Source organism: Synechococcales cyanobacterium T60_A2020_003 (assembly GCA_015272205.1).
GTDB lineage: Bacteria > Cyanobacteriota > Cyanobacteriia > RECH01 > RECH01 > JACYMB01.
The window spans coordinates 1-6776 of sequence record JACYMB010000182.1; the positions used below are offsets into that span (position 1 = coordinate 1).

Sequence of the window (6776 nt, forward strand, 5' to 3'; positions counted from 1 at the left end):
TGTGATAACTGAAATTTACCATGCCTCTCCTGCCCGCAACCCCTCTTTCATGCAACAACGCCTTTTTAAACCTATCTTTCAAGGTGGATTACCCCCTTTAGTTGTCTATTCCCAATATCGCCACCAAAAACGCAAAGCGATCGCTCAACTCTTCGATCTGCTTCGATGTCGGTTTCCCAGCTCCATGTCCAGCTTTGGTTTCAATGCGAATGAGGATGGGGGGATCTCCAGCTTGGGCATGTTGTAACGCGGCGGCGAACTTGAAGCTGTGGGCTGGCACAACGCGATCGTCGTGGTCTGCGGTGGTGATCAGCGTTGCGGGATAGTGCGTTCCGGGCTTGAGATTATGGAGCGGTGAATAGGCATAGAGCGTTTTAAATTCGTCGGGATTCTCCGATGAGCCATACTCGGCGCACCAAGCCCAGCCAATCGTAAAGGTGTGAAAACGGAGCATATCCATAACACCAACGGCAGGTAACACGGCGGCAAAGAGATCGGGACGTTGCACCATGCAGGCGGCCACCAACAGTCCCCCATTACTGCCACCCGCGATCGCCAGTTTTTGGGGAGAGGTATATCCCTTTTCAATTAACCATTCTGCTGATGCGATGAAGTCATCAAAGACGTTCTGCTTATTGTGCTTCATGCCCGCTTGATGCCATGCTTCACCGTATTCGCCGCCACCCCGTAGATTGGCGACAGCGTAGATCCCGCCCATCTCCATCCAAACCAGCATTCCGGGAGAAAATGATGGGGTGAGAGAGACATTAAACCCGCCATAGCCATAGAGATAGGTGGGGCGATCGCCATCCATCATCATCCCCTTCTTATAAGTGATAAATAGAGGAATTAAGGTTCCATCTTTGCTGGGTACAAAGACTTGGTGCGTCTCGTAGTCTGTGGGGTTAAAGTCCACTTGAGGCTGGCGAAAAATCTGACTTTCCCCAGTGATTAGGTCACACCGATAGATCGTAGTCGGCGTGGTGTAGCTTGTGAAACTGTAGAAGGTTTCCGTATCAGTCTTTCGTCCAGCAAAGCCAGAAATGGATCCTAAGCCAGGGAGGTCTATATCACGCACCAAGGAACCGTCCATGGCAAAGATGCGAATCTGACTATGGGCATCTTTGAGGTACGACGCTACAAACTGCCCGTTTAGAACGCTGACAGTTTCGAGGGTTTCCTGTGCTTCGGGAATGAGCGATCGCCAGTTTTCCGGTTCCGGATGGTCTAGGTCTATTGCGATGACTCGTCCCCGTGGCGCGTTTAGATCGGTTTGAACCCACAGGGTCGTTCCATCGTTTTCAATGACGTGATAACGAGCTTCAAACGCAGAAACAAGTTCTACGATCGCACTATTAGTTTGGCTCAAATCCTTGTAAAATACCAGGTTTCGCGAATCGGTTCCTTTCCAAACTGAAATGATGAGATAACGGCCATCTTCCGTAACTGAGCCATCAAATCCCCATTCTTTCTGATCAGGGCGATCGTAAATCAGCACATCCTCGTCTTGGGATGTCCCTAGACGATGAAAATAGAGTTTTTGGAAATAGTTGGCGTCTTCTAACTTCGTCGTCTCGTTTGGTTCCGCATAGCGAGAATAGAAAAATCCAGTTCCATCGGGTAACCAGGAGGCTCCTGAAAACTTGCTCCAAAGCAAATGATCCGCTAAGTCATCGCCCGTTTCAATGTCGCGAACCTTCCACTCTTTCCAGTCCGAGCCTGCTGTTGAGAGGGCATAGGCCAAAAAACGACCCTCTTCACTCACCGCAAGACCTGTGAGGGCAACGGTGCCATCGGTAGAGAGGGTATTGGGATCGAGAAGCACGGTCGGTTCAGCATCCAATGCCGTCAACGTGTACAGCACACTCTGATTTTGAAGTCCATCATTTTTGAAGTAGAAATAGCGATCGCCCCGATGAAACGGAATGCTGAATTTCTCGTAGTTCCATAGCTTCGTTAAGCGGTCTTGAATGGCGTGACGGGCAGGAATTTGATTTAGGAACTCAAAGGTGACGGCATTTTGCGCTTCGATCCAGTCTTTGGTTTGGGATGAATGGGGATCTTCTAGCCAGCGATAGGGATCTGCAACGGAAATGCCGTGGTAGATATCAACCTGATCACTCCGAACGCTGGGGGGATATACGAAGCGCTTCTGTTCCTCTGCCATGATCCAATTCACTCTAGCTGCTTCTTCCCACTCTAGCCCGTTTTCTTGGCTGCCGCGATCGGGAATCCAGTCTCCCGATCCGAAGCCTAAAACCAGGAATGGCAGCCGTTATAATAGTTAAGAATTACTAAACTTTTATCCTGAGCGATCGCACCTATGGCCATTTTTCGACAATACATCGCACCTCTTCTCATCGTGTTGACCTTTATCTTTGCGCTCGTAGCTGTGAGTTCTCGAAGTTTTCTCGCAGACGATATGGCAGCCCCTGCCCCCATCGAAGAGCCTGATGCTGTATCGGTTGTAATGCCGTCTACACCACAGCCCGTCCTATGAGTACTGGTCTAAGGGGTCGATGATGACCTTCCCGATTGAAGGTTATGTTCAACGGCGCGGTGCATGGCGCGATCGCACCCTTGTCAGTCAGTTTCTCAAACGAACCTACCAAGAGTTGTATCCCGATCAGTGCTTTGACCATCTAAATCGCACGGTCGAGCAATATTTTTCGTTGGAAACGCCGACTTGGTGGATCGCTCTCCAAACGGATCCGTCTACACCCATCGCAGGACTATGGATGGGAAATACGGTAGATCAGATTTCGGGCGATCGCCATGCCTATATCTTTATGCTTTTTGTAGAACCTGCCCACCGTCGGCGCGGTATCGGTTCAGCCCTGATGCAAACGGCAGAGGCATGGGCTGCCCATCGCGGCGATCGCCAAATTGGCCTCCAAGTTTTCACCGAAAATCGGGCGGCGATAAACCTTTACGAAACCCTGGGCTATCGTCCCCAAGCCATCTGGATGATTAAGCCTATTTCACAATGCTGACATCCTATCCTTTTTTCAGCGAGTTTCTTTAATATGGAGTATTAGCACGTCGCTGTTGAGGCATCATGAGCGCTTCCCGCCAGAGTCGCCAGAACCGTTTGTTCACCCCCCCCTTGCTCCCCTCTCCTGCCCAGCCTCGATCTCCCTATTGTTGGGAATCGAGCGATCGCCCGTCGGATATGTTTCCTTTTTTGATTCGCACGGCTCGTCCCCATGACCTCCGCGACCTGTCAGATCTGTTGGCCGACAGCTTTTACAAACCCGATGGTCAGGCCAGTTGGTTGTTTCCCCTCTTTCGGCTCGGCATTTACGAAGATTTGCGCCATCGCTTTCATGAGCAGGCACCTCACTACGCCTGCCTCGCCGCAGTTGACTACAGCACTCGTCTTAATCTTCAAGCAACGCTTGGGATATCGGACATCGTCGTCGGTACGATTGAACTGAGCGCCAAAACGCCAAAATTTTGGAATATGAGAACCGAGCCCTATCTCTATATTTCGAACTTAGCCGTGCGACCGACCCACCGACGGCAAGGCATTGCCCTAAAAATGCTAACGGCCTGTGAACAGATTGCCCTGGATTGGGGCTTTTCTGAGATTTATCTCCATGTCCTAGAAACGAATAAAGATGCCCGCAAGCTTTACAAAAAAGCAGGCTATCAAGCTGAAAGTATCGACACGGGCATTGGCAGCATTTTGTTTGGTAAACCTCGTCAACTCTTTTTGCGAAAGACTTTAACTTCCCAGTCGTAGCAGGTAGAGCGCTTTACTAAGTCTCTACCGAAATTTGTTAACCAATGCCGGGATCTCAGACGGTCGTGAGGCAACGGCTATTCCTGCTTTGCGAAATGCTGCAATCTTACGCTCCACCGTCCCTAACGTTTCACGCATTCCGCGCGGCTGCGCCGCAATAATTGCACCTGCGTGTCCCATCTGATGTCCACGGGGAGCCGTACGTCCCGCAATATAGGCCACCACAGGTTTATCAATCACATCTGCAATGTATCGCGCCGCCCTCTCCTCGGCATCGCCTCCAATTTCACCGACGAGAACAATCACCTCGGTTGCATCGTCTTCATCAAGGATTTGCAACCACTGCTGAAAGGATGATCCGACTATGCGATCGCCCCCAATGCCGACCGCAATGGACTGTCCTAACCCCGCACGGGTTAAGCCCAAGGCAATCTCGTAGGTGAGGGTTCCACTACGGCTCACAATCCCCACAGAACCGGGCGTGTAAAATTCAGGCGGATGGGTTCCCAGCAAAATCTGCCCTGGAACGATGATTCCGGGGCAGGTTGGCCCCACGAGTAAGGTTTCCGTTGCTTCGGCCTGCCGAATCAGCCGAATCAGATCAATCGATGGGACGCCTTCGGTCAGCAGAATAATTTGCCGAATGCCAGCGGCGATCGCCTCTAGGGCCGCATCTAGGGCTAGATAGGGCGGGGAAAAGATGACCGACGTATCAATCGCGCCCACGTGGGCGATCGCTTGCTCCACCGCATCAAAAATTGGCACACCGTCTAACGCCTCGCCACCATAGCCCGGACTCACACCCGCCATCACGCGGGTACCATAGCGACTCATCAGAGGGACATGGGTGACCCCTAAGGAATCGGTAATCCCTTGTACGAGAACTCGGTTGGCCGCAGTGAAGCTCATAGGCTGATTATCCCACACCTATCGCTGACGACGACAGCATCACGGTTTTGGCGATCGCCGCATCGAGGTCATCCACCAAAACAACCTCCGTATCACTCAAAGCTATTTGGGCTTGGTCAAAGGCATTCCCCACCACACGCAGCACGATCGCCAACCGTCCTCCATGGATATGCCAATAGTCGGCGATCGCTTGCCCGACCTCATCGCCCGACAATCCACCCCCAATCAAATTCACGAGTACGACCGTAATCTGGCGATCGCGCCCGATCTGATCTAGGCTGTGGCGAAGGTGCTCTCCCCACTCCCGATCCACCATGTTATAGCGGCAATCTCCCCCTAGATTTTGGAAACAGGCCGGAACTCCTCCCTCTGCATGGAGCAAATCTAGGGTCGCCATTGTTAACCCCGCACCACTGCAAATGACCGCAATATGGCCGCGATCGCCCCTCTCTAACGATATCCACTCCCGATTACACGCCATACCCAACTCGGACAGCACATCCGTCGCGTTGGGGAACTCGACCTGCCATGCGGCGATGTCCGGATGACGACCCAGCGCATCATCGTTCGCAATCACCTTCCCATCTAGCGCCATGAGTTCCCCTTCACCGCTGACAGCCAGGGGATTAATCTCGACTAGATCTAAATCCTTTTGCACGAACAGTCGATACATCTTCTGAACGATGGTACTGACCGAACGCAGAAGTTCACCCTGCAAGCCCATTTGGAGCGCAAGTCGGCGGGCATAAAACGGTGAAAATTCCTGATCAACAATCACGGGATGAATCTTCGTTCGGTCAGATTCAATCGCCTCTCCTCCTTGCTGTGAACCCAGCAAGATCGGTCGGCGTGCGGATCGATCAATGGTGACGGCTAAATAAAATTCGCGATCAGGTTGATACATGGCTTCAGCTAGCAACACGCGAGGATACTGCCCCATGATCGAAAGATTCCAGATCGACCGAGCCGCCGCGATCGCATCAATCGTATTATTCGCAAACTTAATGCCACCCTGCTTGCCTCGACTTTCGGCATAGACTTGAGACTTGAGCACTACCGGAAATGGGATTCGCAGATTCTTCAACTCCTCAGTCCGATCAATGCGCTGAGAAGGAAGTACCGGAATGCCAACGGCCCGGAATAATTCTTTCGCCTGGTACTCTAGCAAGTCCATGATCGTTCGTAGTGTCTCCCCCTGATATGAAAAACTATAGTCGTAGGCTTTTAATATAGCCGCGCAAGAGAGGCCAAAGGTGTGACCAAACACACAATCGGAACGTACATCTACCTTCATGGATTTGCGTCTAGTCCACGATCAATCAAAGCTGAGGGCTTGCGCGATCGCTTTCAACGCATTGGCATCCCGCTCCAGTGTCCCGATCTCAACCAAGACGACTTTTCCACCCTCACCCTCACGCGCCAGCTTGAACAGGTCAAGCAACTTATAACGCGCAGTGCGTCTCCAATTACGCTAATAGGATCCAGCTTTGGCGGATTAACAGCAGCTTGGCTCGGTGAAATGATTGCCAATGTGGAACGTCTAATCTTGCTAGCGCCTGCCTTTGAGTTCCTGGATCACTGGATACCACGACTAGGCTCTGACACCCTAGCCAATTGGGAACGAAATGGACTGCTTCCGGTGTATCACTACGGAGAGCAGCGCACGCTCCCCCTAAGCTACACCTTCATAACCGATTTACAGCACTATCCGGATCAACATCTCCAAAGACCCGTGCCTACGCTAATCCTCCATGGTATTCATGATGAGACAGTGCCAATCCAAGCCAGCCAGCGATTTGCTGAACAACGGCCTTGGGTTTGTCTGAAAGAACTCGACAGCGATCACGCTTTAGTCGATCAACAAAATACTATTTGGACATTAGTTCAAGACGGCTTTGTTGCATGATTAGAAAAACGGTCAGGTTCGCCTTGAGAGTGTCCTGGTATTAACCTTCAACCTTGTAGCTATCGGGTTTAGCGATCTGAATCATGCGGTTGAGCGCAACACATTTGATGAACAATTCCACGGCTTGATTGTCAAATTGACGTGCACTGAGATTGCCCCCAAAAATAGTCTTAAAGCGGAACATGGTAGTTTCAGCAATCGAACGACGATGATAGC

8 protein-coding genes are annotated in these 6776 nt (G+C 51.4%); 4 read left to right on the forward strand and 4 right to left on the reverse strand.

Annotated elements, in window-relative coordinates:
* Positions 1–97 precede the first annotated feature (97 nt).
* Entirely contained in the window at positions 98–2167 is a 2070-nt protein-coding gene (locus IGR76_09430; GenBank protein ID MBF2078723.1) for a S9 family peptidase, read from the reverse strand.
* A gap of 156 nt (positions 2168–2323) precedes the next feature.
* Here IGR76_09430 and IGR76_09435 point away from each other — a divergent pair, with 156 nt between their 5' ends.
* The 3 genes from IGR76_09435 to IGR76_09445 all read left to right on the forward strand — a co-directional run bounded on the left by IGR76_09435 (position 2324) and on the right by IGR76_09445 (position 3745).
* Positions 2324–2500 (forward strand): hypothetical protein, encoded by a 177-nt coding sequence (locus tag IGR76_09435; GenBank protein MBF2078724.1) that lies wholly within the window; start codon positions 2324–2326, stop codon positions 2498–2500.
* A gap of 22 nt (positions 2501–2522) precedes the next feature.
* A complete protein-coding gene (locus tag IGR76_09440) occupies positions 2523–2993 on the forward strand; it encodes a GNAT family N-acetyltransferase (protein ID MBF2078725.1) in 471 nt (156 codons plus the stop codon).
* A gap of 65 nt (positions 2994–3058) precedes the next feature.
* Positions 3059–3745, forward strand: a complete 687-nt coding sequence (locus IGR76_09445; protein ID MBF2078726.1) for a GNAT family N-acetyltransferase — start codon at positions 3059–3061, stop codon at positions 3743–3745.
* Positions 3746–3769: 24 nt separating this feature from the next.
* On the opposite strand, the gene IGR76_09450 is transcribed toward IGR76_09445, so the two are convergent.
* Both IGR76_09450 and IGR76_09455 read right to left on the reverse strand, forming a co-directional pair.
* Positions 3770–4654 (reverse strand): CoA-binding protein, encoded by an 885-nt coding sequence (locus IGR76_09450; protein MBF2078727.1) that lies wholly within the window; start codon positions 4652–4654, stop codon positions 3770–3772.
* Positions 4655–4661: 7 nt separating this feature from the next.
* Positions 4662–5828: a succinate--CoA ligase subunit beta gene (locus IGR76_09455; protein ID MBF2078728.1), complete on the reverse strand. Its 1167-nt coding sequence runs from the start codon at positions 5826–5828 to the stop codon at positions 4662–4664.
* 96 nt (positions 5829–5924) lie between these two features.
* Between IGR76_09455 and IGR76_09460 the strand changes: the two genes are divergently transcribed.
* Complete coding sequence (locus tag IGR76_09460) at positions 5925–6560, forward strand: esterase (protein MBF2078729.1); 636 nt, start codon at positions 5925–5927, stop codon at positions 6558–6560.
* A 40-nt stretch (positions 6561–6600) separates the two neighbouring features.
* On the opposite strand, the gene IGR76_09465 is transcribed toward IGR76_09460, so the two are convergent.
* On the reverse strand, positions 6601–6776 hold a 176-nt coding region (locus IGR76_09465), incomplete at its 5' end, for an IS5/IS1182 family transposase (GenBank protein MBF2078730.1).